Here is a 20416-nt window from a genome sequence, read left to right on the forward strand (position 1 = left end):
TCCGTCACGGAATCCGAGACGGAAACGGGATCTGTCCGGGGTGCCGGATCTGGCTGTGCTCCAGGTGATGGCCCAGAACGCGCACCATGATCCCGAGTACAGCCGATGTCGGCGGTGACCAGTAGAGCCCGGCCGATGATCGACGGCTGGCGCCGGTGTGTGCGGCGGTTGCTGTCAGGGCGGGGGCGCAGACCCCGTTTCCCGATGTCGAAGCTCTGTCGCGGCGCCGGGCGAGCGCGCCGACGGTGGTGATCGCGTGGTCGCAGGCACCGCGCTCGCGCAGAAGGCTGTTGGCCGCGCCCGCATCGGCGTAGGTGGTGATCGGGTATCCGATCAGGGCAGCGGCCTCGACACGGTCCAGGCGGAGCAGGAACACACGCTCTGCCAGCATCGCCGTCAACTGAGTGCCGGCGATGTCAGCGATGAGCTCGCCGCCGGCGGCACCGACGGCGCGTGCCACCGCGGCGCTGAATCCCGCATCGAGGCCGGGCGTCGCACTGCCGGAGAGGACGAAATAGTCGCAGTGCCGGGCGGTTCGGCCGATCGTGTCGAGACATTGCTGCTGCCCGGCTGAGGCTTCGCCGTTGGTCGCCTGCGCCACGGCACCGGTGTTGCTGGTGGCCGAAATGCCCTCAGGACGGGGTCTTCGGCTTCTGGTGCGAGAACGTCGGGCGAGGTGATGATCCCAGATATGACCGTCTCGACGAAGTACCGGACCCCTGGAGTCGGTGCATTCTTGCTGGTGTCGGCGCTGTGTGTGCCTGTGCTGGCGCAGCTGATGCCCAACGTCGCTGAGCTGCGCTACCAAGGTCGGCGTTCCGGGCGCCGCATCGCGTTGCCGGTGGCGTGTGCGCGCATCGGCGACACCGTTGTGGTGCGGGTCGCGCGCGCGGAGTCCAAGACCTGGTGGCGCAATTTCACGACACCACACCCGGCCTCGATCCGCCGTGACGGCCGGTGGGTCAACGGTATGGCGCATGTGGCGTATCCGGGGACCCTCGAGCACGAGGAGCTCGCGGCGTACTACCAGCAGATCCTGACCCACTGTGAGGTTCCGGTGGCCGATCCGCTCGTGGTGATCGAGCTGCCCCCGCACACGAAAGACACCAGCGGGCTGCGCCACCAGAGCCCGCGCGACGGGCTGTGGCGGCGGTGGACGATGACCGTGACGGCAGGCGAGGCCGTGGGTTTCACGGCTCCGGCACTCGTCGGAGTCTTGGTGCGCGACGCCGCGCCCGCCACCGCGGCCGCTGCGTTGCTCGCGGCGGGGCTCTGGGAGGGGACGGTCCTCGGTGCCGCCCAAGCGCGGGTTCTGGTTCCGGTCGTGCCGGGGCTGCGTGGGCGGAGCTGGATCACCGCGACGGTACTGGGCAGTATGGTGGCCTGGTCGATAGCGCTGGTCGCCATGACGGTCGGGGACAGCGTGGCGCATGGCCCGGCGGCGGTGTCGGTGCCGTTGACGATACTGGGCGCGGTGTCACTGTTGTTGTCGATCGGGATCGCGCAATGGATCGTGTTGCGGCCGTTGGTGACTCGAGCGTACCGATGGATCGCGGCCACGGCGGCGGGCTGGCTTGGTGGGCTGGCAGCGTTTGTCGCGCTCACCAGCCCCCTCTGGCAGCCCGGACAGCCCTTCGGGCTCGTTGTCGTGATCGGCATCGCCGGTGGTTTGGTGATGGCCGCGGTGATGGCCGCGGTGACCGGCTGGTTCCTCGTCGCAATCCTTGCCACGACGAGCGCTGCACCGGCCGCGCCGAAGAATACGCGGTGAGCACTGCTACCAGAACCAAGGCCTCGGCGGCGGCGTAGTCGCGGGGTGCAGCAGCGCGGTCAGCGCGGCAGCGATCCTGCGGGGGATCTGACGCCCGACCCACCGGCCGATCGGTCCACGCAGTGCGGGGCCGAGCCCGACGGTGCCGATTCCGGTCAGGTCGGATCATCTCCGCCCCCCGTGGTCTCTTCCGAGCGTGCACGCAGCACACCCGCCACGCCGCAGGCCCCGGCCAGCAGCGCGACGATCGCGAGGGTGAACGCGTGGTAGGAATCGACCGCGTCATCGGCTCGACCTCCCAGATAGGCCGCGATCTCGGGGTTGTCGGCCAGGAATTGCTCGATGCTGTCGGCGAAGGATCCGTAGGCGCCGCCGCGCACAAGGGCGCCCACGCGAGGCTGACACCGTGACCACAACACCTGCACCCCGCGTCGCGGTCCTGTTTGCGACCGCGCAAGGTTCGACCCGGGACATCGCCGAATTCATCTGCGACGACCTGAATCGCGCGGTGCGCGCGCCGAGGTGCACGACATCGAGCACGCACACGGCGAAACTCGGTTGGGCGCCGAATGTCGCAGCGGGCGCTCGGGTGGGCGTACTACGCCTAGGTCGTTGTGGCGTTGTTGTTCATCGATGCGTTCGAGCTGCCCGGATGGTTTGGCGGGGCCTCGCCGTTGCGACACAGCGCACTCGTGCCGCGAGAGGACTTCGATCCAGTCGCCGGTGTTGTCCTGCTCGCGGTGGCGGCGGGTTTGGTGTGTTCGGCTGGGCTGGGATCAGGCGCCGCGACGTCGGACGTTGATTCGACGTGCACATCGCACCCGCGCAGGAAACGTTTGCTTCACCCGAGGGTTCGTTCAGGCGCGGGCGCGGGCTCTGTCGCGGGCCAGCGCCCGATCGCGGTGCTCCTCGAACCTGGGGATCTTCTGCTGCTCCAGGTCGTCGAGGAAGCCGGCCAGGTGTTCTCTGGCTTGCTCGCCGCGGGCAGTGAAATCGCTGCGCTCGAAGATGCGCCATTGCCGCAGAACCGGATTCAAGACCTCTTCCAGATGCTGACGCAGGTCGTAGACCCCGTGCTTGGCCATCAGCACGCCGTGACGGCGGAAGTCGGGCATACCCGCACCGGGCATCTGGAAGTTACAAACGATGGTGTCGATCGCTTCGATCGTCTGGTCGGGGATCAAGTCCAAAGCCGCGGCACAAACGCTGCGGTAGAAGATCATGTGCAGGTTCTCATCAGCGGCGATTCGTTGCAGCATCTTGTCGGCGATGTCGTCGCGGCACACCTTGCCCGTGTTGCGGTGGGTGACGCGGGTGGCCAGTTCCTGGAAACTGACATAAGCGACCGAATACAGCAGACCCGCACCGCTGTCGTTTTCGGATTCGGCTGTTCCAGCGGTGAATCCGTTGCTCATGTGTCTCATTCGCGCTGATTCGAGCCTGACCGGGTCCACGCCACGGGTGACGACGAGGTAGTCCCGGATGACGGTGCTGTGTCGCATCTCCTCGGCGGTCCACCGACCGACCCAGGTGCCCCAGGCGCCGTCGGGGGAGAAGTTCTGAGAAATCTCGCGGTGATAGGAGGGCAGGTTGTCCTCGGTGAGCAGGTTGGTGATCATGGCCGCCTTGGCGACTTCGCTGAGTGTGGACTGCTCGGGATCCCAGTCCGTTCCGCCGAGCATCGCGAAGTTGCGACCCTGGTCCCAGGGGATGTAGTCGTGGGGCTGCCATTGCTTGCTCATGCGCAGATGGCTGTTGAGGCAGCTTTCGGCGACCGGTTCCAGCTCGGTGAGGATCTCACGTTGTGTCAGATCGCGGTGCATTGTGGTGGTCTGTCCTTCCGCAGTCGATGAGACGAATACCGGCGACGATGGTGGTCTCGATTTCGATGACCGAATCCATGGTCTTGTCGACCCATGGGGTCAGAATGCGCTCGTAGCGGGCGATCCGATCGGCGTCGGTGACCGGGCGCGCGAGCCCGGTCACCGTGACCGACCATCCGAGACGGTCGACGGGGTCGATGTCGTCGGCTTCGTAGGTGACCACCACCGCGGAGTTGCCCCCGACCGCGGTGGTCAGCTTCGAGGTGACCCCGGTACGCACGATGACGGTGTCGTCGTGCTCGATCAGGTGATTGACAGGTCGCACGGCCGGCAACGCATCGCGCATGAACACGATCCGGCCGAACGGTGCCGAGGCGAGCAGCTCCAGGGCGGTGGCACGGTCGAGGTCGACGATGCGCCGGTCGGGTGTGGTGTCTTTCACGAGTCCGAGCCCGCCTGTGCGGTGTCGCAGGCAGCTATGGACATGCCGTCCTGAGCAGAGGTCGGCGACATCGGCTCGACGAGGCCCAGGTCGCCGTCGTAGCGGCGGTACAACAGCCGCCCCCGCCGGTCATGGGCGTCGGAGTAGAACAGCATCGGTAATCCATAGGAGCACAGGCGATCCGCGGCCTCGAGGTCGGTGAGCTGCAGTGGGGCATGGGAATTGACGGTGATCGCCATGGCGTGCAATGCCGCTGGAAGCTGCATCCGATGCTGGCGTGCAAGCCGCACACCCAGTGGGCCCGCCCAGTAGACGATCGCGTCCTCGCCGGTCTCGGCGTCGGTGAACAAATGCGCGTCATAGTCCATCGCGTCCATGACCCGCACCGCGGTCTCGACACTGGTCGTGGCCAGCTCACAGCGTTTGCGCCGGACGATCCGACCGAGCTCGGTCACCGCGGCGAGGACCGGACGTGACGGATCGGGCCAACTCCGCGACGCCGCGTTCTCGGGGTGCAGTCGCGTGAGCAGACGGTCCAGCCGCTCGGCGGCGATGGCCCCGGCGAAATCGCGCGCGCCGCTGATCTGCACTCGGACCGGCTCGTCGTGCCGATGGGTGTTCACCTGGATCAGCAGGTGCGCGTCGGCATCGGATTCGGCGGTGAGTCGCACACGTCCGCTTCCGATGGAGTGTCTGCGCAGTGCGTGAGCGATCTGGCGTGCCGCGCGTGCGGTCGTGGTGGGGTCGACCGGACCGTGAGTGGTTACCGTCAGTCCCGAATCCAGATCAGGTAAGGGCTGTTCGGTGGCTGCCACGCGACCCGTCCCCCACTTTCATGTCATCGATATCGGTGTGTTCTGTCTGCGTTTACATCACCATCGCCTCACCGGTAGTCCGTAGGGCTGAAGGACACATCGTGGGAGGACCTTCGGCAGCGAGCGAGGTGACTCAGCCCCGGCGATATGTGGGACGTTGGTCTATCGGACGGAGTGCGATGGCCTCCTGCCAGACCCGGGCCGCAGGGCCCACGCTGGTGCGACGAGTCAGCTCGTCGAAGGGAATGACGGTGTCGATTGTCGAGAACGACAGCAGCGTGGCGGTGCGGGTCGATGAGCTGTCGGCTCGGCGGGCGATGGTCGGATCAGCGGTGGCGATTGTGCGGGAGGGGGAGTTGGAGTTGTTCTGCGGGCATGGTCTCGCGGATCTGGGCGCGCGCCGACCGATGTCGTTTCACACAGTGCTTCGGGTCGCCTCGATCACCAAGACGTTCACCGCGATCGGGGTGATGCAGCTTGTGGAACGCGGCCGCATCGACCTCGACACTGCGGCCGAGCGATATTTGCGCGCTTTTCCGCTCGTGCCCGCCGACCCGCGGTTTCGACCTGCTACCGTGCGTCACTTGCTGACCCACACCGCCGGGATCGGCGAGACAGCCCATCCCGCACGAGTGCTGTGCCCGGATTTCGGGGAAAGCGTGGGGCCGGGCCGACCGGTACCGTCGCTGTCGCAGTACTACCGGCCCGGCTTGGCGGTGTCTGCCGAGCCCGGCACGCGCTGGACCTATTCCAACCATGGGTTCGCCGCCCTGGGCCAGATCATCGCCGACGTGACCGGCATCCCGCTGGCACAGTACCTGCGCGAGAACGTCTTCCGGCCACTGGGCATGAGCGATACCGACCTCGAACTCACACCGAGCATGCGTGCCCGCTTGGCAGTGGGCTATCGTCTTCGCAGCCGTGGGCCCCGCGCCATCCCACTTCGAGAGATGGTGACCACCGGAGCTGCCTCGGCCTACTCGACACCCCGCGACATGGCCCGCTACCTGGCAGCACTCGCCGGCGGTGGGACCAACGAATTCGGCACGGTACTCGAACCGGACACCCTGGCAGCGATGTTCCACGCGCAGTATCAACCCGACCCTCGCATACCGGGGATGGGATTGGCCTTCTTCCGGGGGCGCGCCGGCGGGCACCGAATCGTCGAACACCAGGGCATACTTCCCGGGTTCGACTCCCAGATATGGGTAGCGCCCGACGACAAGCTCGCGATCTTCGCGTGCACCAACGGTGCACACCGCGCGATGCTGTGGCTGCCTGCCGAGATCTCCGCGCTCATGAACGAGCTGCTCGGCGTCCGCACCGTCACCCTGCGGACCGATGTCGCTCACCACCCGCCGATCTGGAACGAAATCTGCGGCAACTACTACCTGGCTGCCGCTCTGACCGATCTTCGAGCCCGTTCCATGATCGGCGCGGGAGCGCAGGTCCGGATCCAGGCCGGCAGGCCGGTGCTGCGCCTGTTGACTCCTGTGCCACGCCTGCTGCGCGGGTTGCCGCTCCATCCCGACGATCCCACCGATCCATGGGTCTTCCGAGTCGACCTCACCCACTTCGGCATCGGCACGGGCCGGATCGTGTTCGCGCGGGACCCGGCGACCGCCGCGATGCGCCTGCATTTCGACCTGATCCCCATCACACTGACGCGCCGCCCTCCACACCATCGCCCGGACGGAATCCCCGAGGGACTCGGTTGACACCCTCACACGCGAGCATTGAGCCAGTGGCAACGCCCCACCATTTCCCTGCACGGCACGACCGCCTGGCTGTCACGTCTACTGCGAGGTCGACCCATGAGTGAGCTGCATCCCCTGGATTGGGGCTTTATGGAGTTGGAGGACACCGACCGGCACATCAGCCTGGGAATCGGTGCCGCTGCGATCGTGGAAGGACCGGCGCCGACACGCGCCGAGTTCATCGCGTGGCTGCAGCAACGACTCGATCTGGCACACCACATTCGCTGGACCGCGTTGCCTGCACCCGGCGACGAGTCGACGCTGCACGAGCTCATCGCGACCGAGCTGGAACAACGGCTCGACCGTGACCATCCGTTGTGGCAATGCGTCGTCGTCGAGCAGCTGAGCAGTAACCGCTGGGCGTTGATCGTGAAAGCCCATCACAGCATGGTCGACGGTGGCACTGGCCGCGGTCACCGGCGCCTACCGCGCGATTCTGCACGAGCGCGGCGAGAAGCCGACAGCGGAGAAGGTACGCATTCTGGTTCCGGTGTCCACGCGGCCCACCGACGCCAAGTTCGTGATGGACAACCGCATTTCGGCGCTGCTTCCGTATCTGCCGGTGGAGCTGGCCGACCCGGTCGAGCGGCTCTGCGCCATCCACCAACGGGTGTCTCATCACCGCGCGAGGGGCGAAGCCCAAGCCGAGAAGTCGATGCTGGAAATGGCAGAAGCGTTGCCCTTCGCAGTCGGGGCGTGGGCCTTCCGACTGGCCGGACACTTCCCGCAACACAGCGTCGCCGCACTGGCGACGAACGTGCCGGGCCCGCGCCGACAGCTGACCCTGAACAAGCGCGAGGTGTTCGATCGAGTAGCCGCCGCCCGACACGACCGATACACGGGTAGATGGCGATCGCCGGTCGAGAAGTGCCACCGCGAGATAGTCGTCGACACCGTAAATCGGAGAACTGCTGCCCGCCCCACCGCCCGACGGTTGGGTTCCGCACTATCCGGTGGCGTTGGCCATGACCGGCGGCGGCATCGATTTCAACAGCGACAGCGGCGCCACCACTATCCCGCTACTCGGCATTCTGGTCGTGATCGCCGCGGTGGAGGCTCTGTTCGGCGTGGCCGGTGCTCGCAGAGGCTGTGGAACTGGCGAACACGAATCTGCAGATCTCGGTGGGACGTCACGTATCGGCCGCCGCGACCGACTACGCACGCGAGAAGATCAGTTGGGCATTGGAATACGCGAGCGAGCCCGTACTGTCGGCACGGGTGTGGCTGGTGGGGCACCTGGATCCGGCGGTCGCGGACCCGATCGTGGCCCAGGCGAATGTGAACATCGGCGGACGTGCGCTGCGCGCTCAGGTGAAGGCGGCGTCCACGCGTGAAGCCATCGATCCGCTCGCCGCCCGGTTGCCGGGCCGCCCGCAACGGTTGTCGTGGCGCTGGGAACCGTTGCGGGGCAACCACTTCAGCGCCGAACCACGCGTGTGGCATCACGGCGCCACGCCGTGTCCTCGGCTGCCGTATTTCCCTCGTCCGATCGAGGACCGTGAGATCTGGCGTCGCAAGTCCTTCCCGCTGGCCAGCGAAACCTGTGACGAAGCGGCCAACGATATGGCGTTGCTGGACTACGAGTTCCATCTGTTCACCGGGTCGGGCAGCGGGCAAGACAGTGTGCTGTATCGAGCTGGGCAGACCGGTTTGCGGCTGGCTCAGCTTCAGCCACAGCCCGAGGCCGTGATCGATGGTGTCGATCGCGATCAGTCCCATACCGCCGCCGGTACTGGGCGCTGAAGGCGCCGCCGAACGCCTCGAGCTGACGGGTCGGCCGTTTGTGTTCTTCCTCGACGGTGCTCAGGAGCGTGAAGCCGAAGCCGCGGGTGCAGGGGCTTTTGGTCGCTGATCAAGTGACCACCGTCGTCGCCACTGATTACCCGATGCCCTGTCGGCCGCAGCGTGAGCCGGGTGGAATCGAGGGGTCCCGACCACCTGATGCTACGAGGAGGAAACTATGAGCATTCTTCCCGCTCACCGCCAGGGCCTTGTGCCCGATTTCAACACGCTGTGGCATGTCCTCGCCCACGCCGGATTGGGGTCCTCGACCGGGACTCATCTGCTGGCGGTAGAGGACAGCATCGAAAACGGCCGCTATGTCGTGCGAGCGGAAATCCCCGGGGTCGACCCCGACAAGGACGTCGAGGTCAGCGTCCAGGGCCGGCAACTCACGATCAAGGCCGAGCGCTCCGAACAGCACCAGAGCAAGGGGCGTTCCGAGTTCACCTACGGCTCGTTCTATCGGTCGGTCAGCTTGCCCCAAGGTGCTGACGCCGACAGCGTCGAGGCGTCGTATTCGAAAGGGATCCTGACCGTCAGCGTCCCGGTTGCCGAATCCGAAGCTGCCGCCAAGAAGATCGAAGTCAAGACCGAGGACTGAGCGCGGTGTGCGACAACGGATCTGGTGCGTGTCCACCGAGTCCGCACCGGGTCCGAACCGCAAAGCCTCACCACCGCGCGGAATCCCACCGATCTCAGGTGTAGTCCGCTCGGTCCTGACCCGCCTGATGGCACCCGGCCGGTCGCCCCTGGATGTCCAGCCGACACGACGAGCCGCGTACCTCGCCGCGGTGTGGTTCACCGAAAACCTGCTCGCCGACGCGCCGCGACCGATCACGCGGCGGCGCAGAGGAATCGACCCACGATGACCACCATCGAGGCATCGCAGCCGAGGACAGCACGCTGCTGCATCCTGACGAGCCGTTGGCCCGCGGAGCAATATTGGCCTGCGCGGGGTGCTCGGGGGCAAAGCCTGATGATCTTGCTGTCTGTGCGGGGCGGAAAACGGTGCCATTGCTGTCCGGTCGTGGATACCACTGCGACGGTCGGGCCGATCGAGGACGATTTGCCCGGCCTGGCAATGACCTTCGCCCCTGCCTGGTCGCCGTGAACGCGACGATGCTCGATGGCGAACCGTGATCCGGCTGGAAGAGGTGATCGCGATGACATCGTCCACGTTCCGAACCGATGCTGTGTTCGCTAAGATCCTGCGGTGGTGGCGGTGCGGTCCCTGGAGCACCAGCCCGCTGATGCGATGGCCGGATCGACTGGCCTCAGCGGTGCGGCTGATCGCCGCGCTGGTGATGCTGGTCTCGGTTCCGGTGGCCGGAGCGCTGGGCACCACCGCCTACACCGACGACGCCGCTCTGATCCGAGCCGAACACGCCCAAGCCAGGTCGGTCGAGGCGCTGGTGTTGGAGCGTCCCGTGTACACCGCGGCGCACCTGCGGCAAGCACCGGTCCGGTGGGAAAGCGCCTCCGGGCCGGTCGAAGAGACCGTGCCGGTCTCCCGCACCGTCGCACAGGGCGAACGGATCACGGTCTGGCTCGACGAGTCGGGCAAGGCGGTCGGTGCGCCCCGATCTCCTGCCGCGGCGGTGATGAACGGTATCGGGGTGGCGGCGGTAGTCTTGGTCGGCGCCGCGCTGTCCACATGGTGTCTGGTTGTGCTCACCGATCGGATCGTGGCCTATCGCCGGGGCGTCGAATGGGATCGGGAATTGTTGGCGATGCGCCGACCCACCCAGGGCGAACGGTGAACACGACGAGCCGCCCCGGTCGTGGTGACCGGCCGCCTCGACCTGCCCGATTCGACGGATGGGCGTTCCATGTCGGCGCGTCGCCCGCAGTTCAAAGGGCCCCGCATCGAGTCGCCGGTATCGGCGCCGCAAGGCGTGCTCGACGATTCGGGGGGCGAGCCGCACCGCGGCTACGTCATCGACGGCCGGTCAGCAGGTCTGGTTTGTGGGCCACTTATGGCCGGTTGCCCGTCGGTAGCGGGACGAACGGCCCTCTTGCGGAGGGAGGCCGGACGAGGAGGATGGACAGTGACAGGGGCAGCACCAGGCGAGGAGGCGGATCATGCATGCGAAACCAGGCGACTGGCTGGTAGTCGAGAACCGGACCGTAGGGGGCGCGGTCCGTCGGGGGCTCATCGAGGAGGTGCATTCGCCAGACGGGTCTCCGCCGTATTTGGTGCACTGGAGCGACGATGGGCATCGCGCGTTGACATTCCCCGGACCGGACGCTTATGTGCTCACCGGGTCTGAATTGCGGGCACAGGAAGAGGTGGCGGCCGGGCGGTTTTCCTCGATGCAGCATCAGCCGAGTCACCTGGTCTGATCAGGGCACACGCCGCACCGACTGTACGGCGCCGTCTAGAACGTCGCTGCTCAGCGCGTATGCGTCCACGACGCACGGGCGGCCGGGGATCGTCGGGACCCTTGGTTGATCCCAAGGGCTCAGGCGGTACGAAATGGGGCCGCGACGTCACGACGAACGTCGACACCGATCCTCCGACGATCGTGGAACCCCGCTCCGGCGCAAAGACCCAGTTCGGTGACCTGCGAGTCGAGCCCATTGGACATCGAAGGTGATCGACTGACCGGGTAGCCGGGGTCGACCGTTCCCGCTCCGGTGTCACCACGAGTGACCCGTATGTAGCGACCACCGGCGAAAAGTACGTCTTGGAACCGGAGTACGGTGCGCGTCGATGTTCCGGCGGGTGTTGATCTCGGCAGCCCAGTTCACCGCGCCCTGACGACGTCCGAACCGGAGGTCCAGACGGGCGAGTTGCAGCTGCAACCGAATTCGCCGAATCCCTGACCAACGTTCGGCAGTGCACCCAGGGGTCTGATGGTCGAGGCTGTCGGCGCTGCACTGAACACCGCTGCTGACCAATACACCGCCAGCCGGTCCTCAGACGCCTGGAGATCTGTTTTGGGGCGCCACCGTCTGTACCGACTGCCGGTCCGAGCGGTGCGCCCTATTCCGGCCGACCGCGCCGTCGGTGACGGCGAGGACCGAGACTGCGGTCGCGGTGAGCAGCCCGGCCGGTGCCCATCGCATGCCCGCGCACGCCGGGGCGATCATCTGTCGACGGCCTCGCTGCGCCGGTATCGCGGCGACGACGAGGAACAGGATGAGGTATTCGCGGGAGCGGATCTCCGACCGACGCAGTCAACAGTTCGGCAAGTGGGCGTGCACGGCCGAGTCGGCTTCACTTGGCCTCCACGACCTGCCCGGGGATCGGGTTCTGATCCGATCCTTTCGGCTGTGTCGACCGTGGCTGCGGTGGGACTGCTGGTCTTATGTCGATGGGGCGGCGGTCCGGAGTGGGGAAGTCGGGAGCGAGGTGGGCCGGGTCGATTCCGTGTGCGAGCCGCTGTTCACGTCGTGCTGCCAGGTATCTGTCGGTCAGAACGCAGCACACGACGATCAGCAGCAAGGCCCAGCCGAAGGTGGCGCGCGAGTATTCGAGGTTGCGTCCGAAAGCGGGCCAGCGGAACAGCAGCCAGGTCTCGTAGCTGGCGAACCCGAAGATCGCCAGCCACGCAGGCCAGTTCCGCAGCACCGAACTCTTGACGACGACGGTGAACAGGAACGGGAACAGGAACATCGAGTAGTACTGCTGGCCAAGGGAACTCAGCGTGAATTCGCCAGTGAGTAGGACACCTGTCGCGGTGGTGACGAAGAACAGTTCCTGGTGTCGGTAGTAGCGCCACAGTAGCCAGAGGCTGATCGCGACAGTGATCGCCAGGAGTCCACGTACCAGCAGCGTCGCGACCGGGTGTACGTCGTAGTATGCCGCGAAACCGGAGATCGAGGAGTTGTAGTAGTCACGTACCTGCAGGCTGTAGGGCAGGTTGTGCACGAAATAGCGGTCGGGATCGGCTGCCAGTGGCCAGGCGATGGCGGTAGCGGCTATCGGCAGCGCCAGGGAGATCGTGACGGTGGACCATTGTCGGCGCACGGCAGGTAGCAACAGCAGGGGCGCCAGGATCGGTTTGATCGCGATCGTCAGCCCGAGGACTATCCCGGCGGGAACGTTTCGCCGCTGCAGGAGCAAGGCCAGGAAGCCGACCTCGGCGAGGAAGAAGATCCCGTTGACATTGCCGAAGGTCAACGTGTTGACGAGCGCCTCGGACAGGAACAACGCAAAGTAGGCGACCGGGGCGAGCGGCGACCGCGACGTGTAGCCGAACATGCGCAAAAGCAGATGCACTGCCAGGATCGCAGCGAACAGGTTGAGGAGCAGGAAAACGGTACGTCCGGTCGCCTCGTCGAACAGTCCCATCGGAGCCAGCAGCAGGGTGCCGCCGGGCGGGTATAGGTAGTGCGGGTCTACCGAGGACAGATTCGCGGTGTAGACCGGCGCGTGGTGCAGGAAGGCATCGAGCGCGGTGTAGACCGGCTTGAAGTCGTTGGTGTGGTGACCCGGCAACGCCTTGTAGAACACCATGTCGGCGGCGGTGACGAGGGCCAGCGGCCACATCACCAGTTTCACGACCTGGCTCGCGGTGAGGTCCCCCGGATCGAAGAGCTTGCGCAGCATCAGGCGAGGTGACCGTTGAGCTGGGGGATCGCGTTGACCACGTGCTGGGCCCAGATCGGTTCTCCGATCCAGGTGAAGATCCAATCACCCTGGGGGCGATGGAGTTTGCCGAGCACGAGCCCGGTGTGGGAGCGGGCGCTGGCCAGCTCGATGCGGGCCAGCTCGCGGCCGGTGACATTATCGGTGACCCGACAGAAGCCGTTCTCGATCTGGTCGAACCCTTGCCCGGAGTAGCAGGTCACGATGAACACGACGGTGGTGACGTCGGGGTCGAGCCGGGTCAGGTCGACGACGATGACCTCGTTGTCGCCGTCGCCGTCACCGGTCACGCTGTCGCCGAGATGGCGCATCGCTGTGTCGCGGGAGGTCAGCTGTTCGTGGAAGGCGACATCAGTGAAACGCTCACCGACGAACGACAGCGCCGCGGCGTTCAGATCGATGTCCTTGCTACGGCGACCGAACAGCCCCGTCGCACGGACGGGATCCCAGCCCAAGCCCATGGTGACATGCCGAAGCGAGCTGTGGCCGGGATGGGGGAGTGCGCCAGTCATGCGGTTGCTCCTCGTCGAGCGATCGGTAGAACGGGACGGTTGGGTCGTGGTCAGCTCGACGACGGCGGGCGCTGGTAGACGTCGGGAATGCCGTCGCCGTCGTCATCGCGGGTTTCGATGTCGGCGAGGGCGCGGTAGACGCGGTTGCGGGCGCGCAGCACGATGGTCGCCAAGATCGCGGCGGTGACGGTGCCGAACAGCACGCCGATGCGGACGTGGTCGCCGCGCAGGTGGTCACCGGCGAAAGCGAGTTCGCCGACGAGCAAGGAGACGGTGAACCCGATCCCGCCGAGCAGGGCGACACCGGCGACATCGATCCACGACAATTCCGAATCGAGTTCGGCACGAGTGAGTTTCGCTGTGAGGTAGGTCGTGGCGGTGATACCGATCAACTTGCCCGCGACCAGGCCCGCGATGATGCCGATGGTTACCCGGTCCCCGAGTGAGTCGTCGAGTCCGTTCAGCCCGCCGATGGTGACTCCGGCGGCGAAGAACGCGAACACCGGAACCGCGAATCCGGCCGAGAGCGGCCGGATCCGGTGTTCGAACCGTTCGGCCAGACCGTGCTCGTCCCGGTCCTCGCCGCGTGCGGCCAGGACCGGGACGGTGAACCCGAGCAGGACACCGGCGACGGTGGCGTGGACGCCGGACAGGTGCACCAGCCACCAGGCGATCAGCGCCAACGGCACCAGCAGCCAGGGCGAACTGATCCGGCGCTGCACCGCGAGAGCGAACAGCCCGATCGGCACGACGGCAAGAGCCAGGAACGGCAGGTCGAGTCGGCTGGTGTAGAAGACAGCGATGACGGTGACCGCGAGCAGGTCGTCGACGACAGCGAGGGTGAGCAGGAACGTACGCAACGCGGCGGGCAGATGAGTGTTGATCACCGCGAGGACCGCTAGCGCGAAAGCGATGTCGGTGGCGGTCGGAATAGCCCAGCCGTCAAGCGCACCCGCGGTGCCACCTCGGTTGACCAGGACGTAGATGACGGCCGGGGCTGCCATACCGCCGACCGCCGCGACAACGGGCAGTGCGGCGCGGCGAGGATCTCGCAGGTCCCCGGCCACGAATTCGCGTTTGAGTTCGAGGCCGACGACGAAGAAGAAGATGGCCAGCAGGCCGTCGGCGGCCCACTCACTCAGCGTCAGGTTCAGATGCAGCGCGGAGGGGCCGAGATGGAAGTCGCGAAGTGTCTGATAGGCGTCGGCCCACGGTGTGTTGGCCCACACCAGCGCGGTGACGGCGGCGACCATCAGCAGCACACCGCCGACGGTTTCGCGGCGCAGGATCGAGGCGATGCGTCGCGATTCTGGCCAGCTACCGCGGGTGAGGACGGTGCGCCGCGTGGCCGGCGTCATCGGGTCGGCGCCTGCAGTGTGCGGACGGCGATCTGTTCAGCCGTGGGAAGACAGATGAGCGGTAGTCGCAAGGTAGGTACCCGTCGCCGATCGAATCCGACTCGACGGACTTCGAGCCGGATTGCCGACCAGACTTCCCGGCGCACCTACCCGTAAAGATGCCGCAAAGACCACACTCACCGCAAACTGAGGAGAACCCGTTGGTTGTGGTAGGAGACTAGTCATGTCCTGGTCATTGCCCGTTTCCCGAAACCTGGGTTCGCTCGTGTTCGAACCGACCCGGCCGACGAGGAATCGTCAGGGGTGACCGGCATGAACGTCGAAACGGTGCACCAAACCGGACACGGGCTCCCCGCGACGCGGTCCACAACCGCTGCCGGGTCGGCGTACCGCGATGACCTCGACGGTTTGCGCGGGCTGGCGATCGCGTTGGTTGTCGTGTTCCATGTGTGGTTCGGCCGGGTCTCCGGCGGCGTGGATGTCTTTCTGGTGTTGTCGGGATTCTTCTTCACCGGTCTGGTGCTGCGGCGAGCCGAGCGTGCGCACGTGCCGTGGGCATGGACGGTTGTCCGTCGTACTGCCCGGCGGCTGGGTCCGGCGATGGCGGTGGTGCTCGCGGCAGTCGTCGCGGCGACGATCGTGTGGCAGCCGTATACACAGTGGTCTTCCACGGCTGCGCAGGTACTGGCGTCGATGTTCTATGTCCAGAACTGGCAGCTTGCCATGACGTGGTCGGACTATCTCGCCGCCGACCCGTCGGTCAGCCCGCTCCAGCACCTGTGGTCGATGTCGGTGCAGGGCCAGTTCTACGTCGCCGTCCTGATCACCGTCGTGGTGATCGCCTGGTTGTGCGCCAGGTTCGCGAGGCCCGACCGAACCCGCCTGGTGCTCGGTGTGGTCGTGGTCGCGGCCGGACTCGCCTCGTTCGGCTATGCGGCTTCCGGCACCGCGACGCACCAGGGATGGAACTATTACGACACTCTCGCCCGCGGCTGGGAGCTGCTGGCCGGGGCCGGACTCGCCGTCATCGCACCGTATGTCGTCCTCGCTCGCCGGATCCGTGGCGCGCTGGCGGCGGCGGGGGTCGCGGGCGTGGTGCTTTGCGGCTGGCTCATCGTCGACGGCGCCAATCGGTTTCCCGGCCCCGCCGCGCTGCTGCCGGTCGCGGCCGCCGCGGCGGTGATCCTCTCGGCCGCCCACCTGTCACCCGGTGACCGACCGTGGCCGAACCGGATCCTGGCCCATCCCGCCATGCGGTGGCTCGGCGACCTCGCCTATCCGCTCTACCTGTGGCACTGGCCGATCCTGATCTTCTTCCTCGCCGAACGCGGAAACCCGCACGCGGGCATCGCCGGGGGGAGCGCGGTGATCGGCATCTCGCTCGTGCTGGCGTGGCTGACCCACCGGTGGGTCGAACTACCGTTGCGACGTGGTGCGGGCGCCGATCGAAAAGAACCCGGCGACAAGGGAACCCGCGCGGTCTGGGCGGTGGTGGGGCTGCTGCTCGCGGCCACGATCGCGGTCACCGTCGGCTGGCAGAGTGCGCTGCGCGTCAGTCCGGCTTCGGCGGCCGAGGTGCTGGATCCGGAAAAATACCCCGGCGCCGAGGCACTGGCCTCGGGAGCGCCAACACCGGCGGAACCGCTCCGGCCGACGGTGTTCGACGCATCCGCCGACGTCCCGCCGCCCACGGGGGACGGGTGCATCGCGGACTGGGACACCCGCGAGGTCATCACCTGCACCTACGGCGATCCCGACGCCGAGCGAACCCTCGCGCTCGTCGGCAGCTCCCACGCCGAGCACTGGCTGCCCGCTCTGCAAGTCCTCGCCGAGGAGCATGCGTTCCGCGTTCAGGTGTATCTGAAGATGGGTTGTCCGCTCACGATGGCCGCGGACGCGCTGTACAAGGGCGAGCCGAATCCGGACTGCCGGGACTGGTCCGCCGAGGTGATCGACCGCCTCGGGGTCGACCGCGCCGACTGGGTGTTCACCACCGGCACCCGGCCTCGCGACGAGGGCGGCGACGAGACTCCCGAGGACTACCTCGCCGTGTGGTCGGCGCTCTCGGATCGCGGACTCAACGTGGTCGCCGTCCGCGATACGCCGTGGCTGCGCCGCGGAACCGTGCGATACAAGGCCGCCGATTGCCTGGCCGGCGGCGGTGACCGCATCAGTTGCGGCATGCGTCGCGAAGACGCGCTCGCTCCGGTCAACCCGGCTCTCGAACCGAGTTCGGCGTTTCCGAGCGTCTTCCCGATCGATCTGACCGACGCGGTCTGCGAACCCACCGTCTGCTCGGTGGCCGAGGGAAACATCCTGATCTACCACGACGAACACCACCTCACCGCGAGCTACTCGCGGTCGTTGGCCGGGCCGCTGGGCCGTGCGCTGCAGCCGATTCTCGGCTGGTGGTGAGACCGGGCGACGCGAGAGTCCGGCAGCGGCGCGCGGGTCGCCGCGAGGTGCTGGCGGGAGACGGTACGGTGCGGGTCAGGCCAGGCAGGGAAGGAGACCAGCGGGTGGGACGTGTCGGGAATCGCTGGGTGATCGTCGCCGCGCTGCTGGGCGTCGTCACGGCCGGGCTGGGCGTTCGCGCCGCGGAGTTGTCGGCTCCGGCCGAGACGGTGATCGCCGCCGAGGGCACGGCGGTGCCGCGAACACCGGTGCGGATCGCCTACGGGGACGCGCCCGACACCTTCGGCGACCTGTATCTGCCGCCCACACCGCACACCCGCCTGCCGGTGGTCGTGCTGATCCACGGCGGCGGGTGGGCGCAGAACCGCACCCTCGCCCAGTTCGACGCGCACGCACAGGCATTGGCGGCGGACGGTGTCGCGGTGTGGAACATCGATAACCGTCGTGTCGGCGGCGACGGCGGGGGCCACTGTGCCGCGCGCCGCGCGGTAGTCATGTCATGTCGGCGAAGCGTTCTACTTCTTCGATGCGGCCCGAGACGATGAGCTGATCGCCTTCGGCTATGACGGAATTCGCTGTGGCGTAGGTGAATTCGCCGCCCTGATGTTTGATGCCGACGACGGTGATGTCGAAGTGCTGGCGCAGCCCGCTGTCGGTGAGGGTCTTGCCGACCGCGGAGCGAGGTGCGGTGGTCTTGGCCATGGCGTAGTCGGCGTCGAACTCGATGTAATCGATCATCCGGCCGGTCACCAGGTGCGCGACGCGTTCGCCCATGTCGTGTTCGGGGAGCACGACATGGTGGGCGCCGACGCGTTCGAGGATCTGCCCGTGCTGGCGGCTGGTCGCCTTGGCCCAGATCTTGGGGATCCGGCAATCCGACAGGAGCGAGGTGGTCAGGATGCTGGCCTCCATGTTGGAGCCGATACCGACCACGGCGTGCGGGAAGTCCGGCACACCGAGCTGTTCGAGGGCATCCATGTCGGTGGTGTCCGCGACCGCGACGTGGGTGAGTTCGTCGGAATACTGTTGCACCAGATGAGGATTGGAGTCGATGGCGAGAACTTCGGAGCCGTGGGTGACGAGTTCGCGGGCCAGTGCGCTGCCGAAACGGCCGAGGCCGATGACGACGACGCGGGTGCCGTGTTTGCGTGGCGTTCTACCCAACAATGGGACGCTCCTCCGGGAGTTCGTAGCGACGGCCGCGCTCACGCAGGGCGAGCGCGGTGGCCAGGGTGATGGGGCCGAGGCGGCCCAAGAACATGAGTGCGATGAGCACGATCAGTCCGGGATCAGGAATGTCGGCGGTGATACCGGTGGACAGCCCGACGGTGCCGAACGCCGAGACGACTTCGAACAGCACGGCATCGAGGTCCATCCCGGTGATCGTCAGCAGGGTGAGTGTGCCGACGACGACAGCGCCGACGCCCAGCAGCGCGACCGTGATCGCCTGTCGTTGCACGGGGGCGGCCAGGCGACGGTCGAGGACATGCACGGTCGGCTCACCGCGGACCTCGGCGACGATGACGAACGCCAGCAAGGCGAAAGTGGTGACCTTGATCCCGCCCGCGGTACCCGCGCTGCCGCCACCGATGAACATCAGCACATCGTTGACCAGCAGGGTCGAGGAGTGCATCGCGCCGACGTCGACCGAATTGAATCCCGCGGTGCGGGGTGACAATCCGTGGAAGCCGCCGACGAGGAGCTTGTGCACCGCTCCGAGTGGGCCGAGTGTGCCTGGGTTGGACCACTCGAACGCGGTCACTGCGACGATGCCGACGACACCGAGCGCGAAGTAGGTGATGAGCGTGAGCCTGGTGTGCAGTGACCAGTGCCGGTGCCGCCCGCGACGGCGAAGCGAGCGGGTGACTTCGAAGACGACCGGGAACCCGAGTCCGCCGATGACCAGGGCGGCGGTGATGGGAACGATGATCCACGGATCGGTCGCGAATCCCACCAGGCTGTCCTGGTAGAGCCCGAAGCCGGCGTTGTTGTATGCCGAGATCGCGTGGAAGACCCCGAGATAGACCCCACGCCACCCGCCTTGGTCGTAGCCGAAGACGAAACGCAGGCTCAGTATGAGCGCGGTGACGGCCTCGACCGCCAGGCTCATCCGGATGACACCGATCACGACGCGACGGCTTTCCCCGAGACGCAGCGTCTTCGTTTCGGACTGGGCGATCAGCTGCATCCGCAGGCCCATGCGCCGGGCCACCAGCAACCCGAGCAGCGAGGCCAGGGTCATGATTCCGAGGCCACCGATCTGGATCAAGCCGAGGACGACCAGCTCACCGAACAGCGACCAGTGGCTTTCTGTGTCGACGACGACGAGCCCGGTGACGCACACCGCGGAGACCGCGGTGAACAGCGCTGTGATGGGCGCGGTCACGGTCCGGGATTCGGCGGCCACAGGCAGCATCAGCAGCAGTGTCCCGGCCAGCGTCGCGGCGCCGAAGCCGAACACGACCAATCGGGCCGGATGCCGAGGGCTGGGCAGGAGGCGCCCGACTATCTCCTTCGAATTGATGCGAGAGCGCTTCACCATCCCCGGCCCCTGGATATCGGCGCGGCTCGCCAGCTGATCTTGCTTTCCTCGCGATCGCGGACCAGTGCTGTTAGCGTTATCGAGACTGCAGACAGCGTGGTGGTAGCGGTGGGAAACGACGAGGTCGCGGTCCGAGTCACCTCGATCGTGCGGGGATTGAACCAGGCCACGACCGTCTGCACGGCTGTCCATGACCCCGCCTGGGAACCGGTCGCGCAATGCCTCGGCGCCGACCAGGTCGTGATCGCCAGTCGGCTGTGCGGGCGCTTACTCGGCCGCGCCCTCGTCCAACCGGATCTGCCGAGTCGGATAGCCGGGTTCCTGCGAAGTCGGCCCGAGGTCGTCGTCGCGGAACGACCTCCACGAGCTGGTGAATGTGGACGTACGCTGACGGACTGTTCCCCGCTGGTTCTCGCCGCCCGACGTGACGGTCGGCTGCTGTGGCGAGATCCGGTTGCCCGGGAGTCGGTGCTCTGTTCGGATCGCGTGATGGTGCTCAGCCTCTCGTGGGGGCCGAGGCGTGATGGGCGGTAAGGATCGCCCAACGGTGTCGGCCACTCGTAGTGGGTGCCCAGAGCACACCGTGAGCGAGTAACGCCGAGCGG

At 66.8% G+C, this 20416-nt stretch carries 19 protein-coding genes and 2 pseudogenes; 11 read left to right on the plus strand and 10 right to left on the minus strand.

Going from position 1 to position 20416, the window contains the following annotated elements:
• Positions 1–4: 4 nt before the first annotated feature.
• Positions 5–601: a 1-phosphofructokinase family hexose kinase gene (locus tag IEY60_RS13760; protein ID WP_189027969.1), complete on the minus strand. Its 597-nt coding sequence runs from the start codon at positions 599–601 to the stop codon at positions 5–7.
• Between the two features lie 90 nt (positions 602–691).
• On the opposite strand from IEY60_RS13760, the gene IEY60_RS13765 reads away from it, so the two are divergent.
• On the plus strand, positions 692–1771 hold the full coding sequence (locus IEY60_RS13765) for a hypothetical protein (protein WP_189027970.1): 1080 nt from the start codon (positions 692–694) through the stop codon (positions 1769–1771).
• Positions 1772–1926: 155 nt separating this feature from the next.
• On the opposite strand, the gene IEY60_RS13770 is transcribed toward IEY60_RS13765, so the two are convergent.
• The 4 genes from IEY60_RS13770 to IEY60_RS13785 form a co-directional block, all read right to left on the minus strand.
• Positions 1927–2163, minus strand: a complete 237-nt coding sequence (locus IEY60_RS13770; RefSeq protein ID WP_189027972.1) for an efflux permease Rv1217c-related protein — start codon at positions 2161–2163, stop codon at positions 1927–1929.
• 465 nt (positions 2164–2628) lie between these two features.
• Positions 2629–3594, minus strand: a complete 966-nt coding sequence (locus IEY60_RS13775) for an acyl-ACP desaturase (RefSeq protein WP_189027974.1) — start codon at positions 3592–3594, stop codon at positions 2629–2631.
• The gene (locus IEY60_RS13780; protein ID WP_189027976.1) at positions 3569–4036 is read right to left on the minus strand and encodes a pyridoxamine 5'-phosphate oxidase family protein; all 468 of its coding nucleotides are present in this window, start codon (positions 4034–4036) and stop codon (positions 3569–3571) included. The genes IEY60_RS13775 and IEY60_RS13780 overlap by 26 nt, the downstream gene beginning before the upstream one ends.
• The gene (locus IEY60_RS13785; protein ID WP_229739811.1) at positions 4033–4707 is read right to left on the minus strand and encodes a sigma 54 modulation/S30EA ribosomal C-terminal domain-containing protein; all 675 of its coding nucleotides are present in this window, start codon (positions 4705–4707) and stop codon (positions 4033–4035) included. Before IEY60_RS13785 ends, IEY60_RS13780 begins: the two co-directional genes overlap by 4 nt.
• Positions 4708–5102: 395 nt before the next feature.
• Between IEY60_RS13785 and IEY60_RS13790 the strand changes: the two genes are divergently transcribed.
• The 7 genes and pseudogenes from IEY60_RS13790 to IEY60_RS13815 all read left to right on the plus strand — a co-directional run bounded on the left by IEY60_RS13790 (position 5103) and on the right by IEY60_RS13815 (position 10733).
• Entirely contained in the window at positions 5103–6569 is a 1467-nt protein-coding gene (locus tag IEY60_RS13790) for a serine hydrolase domain-containing protein (RefSeq protein WP_229739812.1), read from the plus strand.
• Positions 6570–6698: 129 nt separating this feature from the next.
• A pseudogene (locus IEY60_RS35740) lies at positions 6699–6956 on the plus strand (wax ester/triacylglycerol synthase domain-containing protein); the annotation flags it as partial.
• A 175-nt stretch (positions 6957–7131) separates the two neighbouring features.
• Positions 7132–7350: pseudogene (locus tag IEY60_RS35745) on the plus strand (WS/DGAT domain-containing protein); the annotation flags it as partial.
• Positions 7351–7682: 332 nt separating this feature from the next.
• On the plus strand, positions 7683–8351 hold the full coding sequence (locus tag IEY60_RS13800; RefSeq protein ID WP_229739813.1) for a sigma 54 modulation/S30EA ribosomal C-terminal domain-containing protein: 669 nt from the start codon (positions 7683–7685) through the stop codon (positions 8349–8351).
• A 217-nt stretch (positions 8352–8568) separates the two neighbouring features.
• Positions 8569–8991, plus strand: a complete 423-nt coding sequence (locus IEY60_RS13805; protein ID WP_189027984.1) for an Hsp20/alpha crystallin family protein — start codon at positions 8569–8571, stop codon at positions 8989–8991.
• Between the two features lie 562 nt (positions 8992–9553).
• Positions 9554–10150 carry an Rv1733c family protein gene (locus tag IEY60_RS13810; RefSeq protein ID WP_444543797.1) on the plus strand — a complete coding sequence of 199 codons (597 nt, stop codon included), beginning with the start codon at positions 9554–9556 and terminating at the stop codon, positions 10148–10150.
• Between the two features lie 322 nt (positions 10151–10472).
• Positions 10473–10733 carry a DUF1918 domain-containing protein gene (locus IEY60_RS13815; RefSeq protein WP_189027988.1) on the plus strand — a complete coding sequence of 87 codons (261 nt, stop codon included), beginning with the start codon at positions 10473–10475 and terminating at the stop codon, positions 10731–10733.
• A gap of 877 nt (positions 10734–11610) precedes the next feature.
• On the opposite strand, the gene IEY60_RS13820 is transcribed toward IEY60_RS13815, so the two are convergent.
• From IEY60_RS13820 to nhaA, 3 genes are read right to left on the minus strand one after another with little or no spacing between them, the layout of a single operon-like run.
• A complete protein-coding gene (locus tag IEY60_RS13820) occupies positions 11611–12945 on the minus strand; it encodes a glycosyltransferase family 87 protein (protein ID WP_189027990.1) in 1335 nt (444 codons plus the stop codon).
• Positions 12945–13496, minus strand: coding sequence for a TerD family protein (locus tag IEY60_RS13825; protein WP_189027992.1), 552 nt, complete (start codon positions 13494–13496; stop codon positions 12945–12947). The genes IEY60_RS13820 and IEY60_RS13825 overlap by 1 nt, the downstream gene beginning before the upstream one ends.
• A gap of 50 nt (positions 13497–13546) precedes the next feature.
• Complete coding sequence (gene nhaA / locus IEY60_RS13830) at positions 13547–14854, minus strand: Na+/H+ antiporter NhaA (RefSeq protein WP_189027994.1); 1308 nt, start codon at positions 14852–14854, stop codon at positions 13547–13549.
• 312 nt (positions 14855–15166) lie between these two features.
• Here nhaA and IEY60_RS13835 point away from each other — a divergent pair, with 312 nt between their 5' ends.
• Complete coding sequence (locus IEY60_RS13835) at positions 15167–17269, plus strand: acyltransferase family protein (RefSeq protein WP_189027996.1); 2103 nt, start codon at positions 15167–15169, stop codon at positions 17267–17269.
• 104 nt (positions 17270–17373) lie between these two features.
• The gene (locus IEY60_RS13840) at positions 17374–17814 is read left to right on the plus strand and encodes an alpha/beta hydrolase family protein (protein ID WP_189027998.1); all 441 of its coding nucleotides are present in this window, start codon (positions 17374–17376) and stop codon (positions 17812–17814) included.
• Here the strand turns inward: IEY60_RS13840 and IEY60_RS13845 are convergent.
• A complete protein-coding gene (locus IEY60_RS13845; protein ID WP_229739814.1) occupies positions 17762–18436 on the minus strand; it encodes a potassium channel family protein in 675 nt (224 codons plus the stop codon). The genes IEY60_RS13840 and IEY60_RS13845 overlap by 53 nt on opposite strands.
• The gene (locus tag IEY60_RS13850) at positions 18426–19811 is read right to left on the minus strand and encodes a TrkH family potassium uptake protein (protein ID WP_189028000.1); all 1386 of its coding nucleotides are present in this window, start codon (positions 19809–19811) and stop codon (positions 18426–18428) included. The genes IEY60_RS13845 and IEY60_RS13850 overlap by 11 nt, the downstream gene beginning before the upstream one ends.
• On the opposite strand from IEY60_RS13850, the gene IEY60_RS36515 reads away from it, so the two are divergent.
• Positions 19746–20345: an NAD-binding protein gene (locus IEY60_RS36515; RefSeq protein WP_373291714.1), complete on the plus strand. Its 600-nt coding sequence runs from the start codon at positions 19746–19748 to the stop codon at positions 20343–20345. The genes IEY60_RS13850 and IEY60_RS36515 overlap by 66 nt on opposite strands.
• Positions 20346–20416 lie beyond the last annotated feature (71 nt).

Source organism: Nocardia rhizosphaerihabitans (genome assembly GCF_014646295.1).
GTDB classification, from domain to species: Bacteria; Actinomycetota; Actinomycetes; order Mycobacteriales; family Mycobacteriaceae; genus Nocardia; species Nocardia rhizosphaerihabitans.

Excerpts from the sequence above, each read along its gene's own strand:
- IEY60_RS13820 (WP_189027990.1), bottom strand. The coding sequence starts at position 12,945 with ATGCTGCGCAAGCTCTTCGATCCGGGGGACCTCACCGCGAGCCAGGTC.
- IEY60_RS36515 (WP_373291714.1), top strand. The coding sequence starts at position 19,746 with ATGCCGAGGGCTGGGCAGGAGGCGCCCGACTATCTCCTTCGAATTGAT.
- IEY60_RS13815 (WP_189027988.1), top strand. The coding sequence starts at position 10,473 with ATGCATGCGAAACCAGGCGACTGGCTGGTAGTCGAGAACCGGACCGTA.
- nhaA (WP_189027994.1), bottom strand. The coding sequence starts at position 14,854 with ATGACGCCGGCCACGCGGCGCACCGTCCTCACCCGCGGTAGCTGGCCA.
- IEY60_RS13835 (WP_189027996.1), top strand. The coding sequence starts at position 15,167 with ATGAACGTCGAAACGGTGCACCAAACCGGACACGGGCTCCCCGCGACG.
- IEY60_RS13805 (WP_189027984.1), top strand. The coding sequence starts at position 8,569 with ATGAGCATTCTTCCCGCTCACCGCCAGGGCCTTGTGCCCGATTTCAAC.
- IEY60_RS13765 (WP_189027970.1), top strand. The coding sequence starts at position 692 with ATGACCGTCTCGACGAAGTACCGGACCCCTGGAGTCGGTGCATTCTTG.
- IEY60_RS13810 (WP_444543797.1), top strand. The coding sequence starts at position 9,554 with ATGACATCGTCCACGTTCCGAACCGATGCTGTGTTCGCTAAGATCCTG.
- IEY60_RS13825 (WP_189027992.1), bottom strand. The coding sequence starts at position 13,496 with ATGACTGGCGCACTCCCCCATCCCGGCCACAGCTCGCTTCGGCATGTC.
- IEY60_RS13775 (WP_189027974.1), bottom strand. The coding sequence starts at position 3,594 with ATGCACCGCGATCTGACACAACGTGAGATCCTCACCGAGCTGGAACCG.
- IEY60_RS13850 (WP_189028000.1), bottom strand. The coding sequence starts at position 19,811 with ATGGTGAAGCGCTCTCGCATCAATTCGAAGGAGATAGTCGGGCGCCTC.